Raw genomic sequence first — 1264 nt, 5'->3', positions numbered from 1 at the left:
TTCTTGGCTTAAACCCTACTTATGATTTTTAATAGAATCTAATTTTGTCAAATTACTAATATAACTAACAAATTCATTGTTTTTATACTTTCCATCAAATAATGTTCCCGAACCATACTCTATTGTAGGACTGAAATCCGTACTTTTTGATATACTCATTAATAATTGCTCTCCTGTATTAGAGTTTTTGTAAACTAATCTCATAAAAAACTCTGTGCTTTTCAAGTTAGCAAACCATTTTCTTTGTGATTGATTTTTTAAGAGATTTAGCTGTTCTACTTCTAAAGGATTTGTTATTGAGATTTTTAACTTACCATCAATTTCGTAATCTCCATAACCATCAAAAGTAATTTCCACACTATCATAATCAACACTGTTTTTATCTCCTTTGTATTCTGAACAAGAAGAAAAAACAATTACAATCAAAAAAAATAAATACCTTTTCATAACTCCCTTATCTTTTATCTGACCTATAAATAAAATCCTTCAAAATAAGAAAATGCTACACCAATAACACTTCCTTGTGCTCCATATTCAAAACCTCTTAAGTTACCTAAAGACAAATCTTGTCCATTTAACGACCAGTAAGCAGAAGCACTTCCTGTAAAACTCCCTTCAAGTCCTAATAATCCGTTTCCTTGTAACGTAACTCCCCAATCTCCTTTGTTTTCACCCGCAACAATACCTATCAAGCTTACTTCGAGCTGCACACCTACTTTAAAGGCTGCTTCGCCAGAAACATCTAATGAAAACGCCTGTATTCCTGTGCTTTCAAGAGCATTACTAACCATTTCATTGCCATCTAAATCTACGGTTACTGGTTCAAAGTTCTGATGCAATTGAGCGGTAACTTATTTACTACACGAAAGGATTCGTGCGCTTGCGGGGGGGAGTTGCTTAATTTTCAATTATCCAATTTTCTCTTCCTACATAAACTGCAAAATATAGTAGAGCAACACTAAGGATTATATAGAGTGTGACATATATATTTCTAATTTTTTTCTTTTTAAAACTTTCATTCTGATATTTTTCGAATATATAGGTGTGTTTTTTCTTTTCAAAAAAATAAAAAGAATAAAATAAGCTTACTAAAATTGTTATAATATTTAAAAAAAGTAATGTGTCTTCAAGTATAGGTGTTTTTTCTATACTCAATGCTGCTATTATGGTAATAATTGACATAATATTAAAACCAATCAATATTCCTATTGCATAGGCCCCTGTTCGTTTATTATCTTCAAGACCATATTTAGACTCAGATTTA

Annotated in this window: 3 protein-coding genes; all 3 read right to left on the bottom strand. The window is 30.7% G+C overall.

Annotated elements, in window-relative coordinates; translation table 11 throughout:
* Positions 1-15 precede the first annotated feature (15 nt).
* Positions 16-447 carry a hypothetical protein gene (locus tag CXF67_RS09845; protein WP_102088591.1) on the bottom strand — a complete coding sequence of 144 codons (432 nt, stop codon included), beginning with the start codon at positions 445-447 and terminating at the stop codon, positions 16-18.
* A gap of 23 nt (positions 448-470) precedes the next feature.
* Positions 471-839: a hypothetical protein gene (locus CXF67_RS09840; protein WP_145990454.1), complete on the bottom strand. Its 369-nt coding sequence runs from the start codon at positions 837-839 to the stop codon at positions 471-473.
* A gap of 58 nt (positions 840-897) precedes the next feature.
* The coding region (locus CXF67_RS18250; RefSeq protein ID WP_180957955.1) for a hypothetical protein at positions 898-1264 on the bottom strand (367 nt) is incomplete at its 5' end.

It is taken from the genome of Psychroflexus sp. MES1-P1E (genome assembly GCF_002836055.1).
Classification (GTDB): Bacteria; Bacteroidota; Bacteroidia; order Flavobacteriales; family Flavobacteriaceae; genus Psychroflexus.
Note: the sequence above shows the minus strand (reverse complement) of the source record. Positions and strands in the feature narration are given on the sequence as shown.

Bases quoted from the DNA above. Each gene is read 5' to 3' on its own strand.
- CXF67_RS09845 (WP_102088591.1), bottom strand. From the start codon at position 447: ATGAAAAGGTATTTATTTTTTTTGATTGTAATTGTTTTTTCTTCTTGT.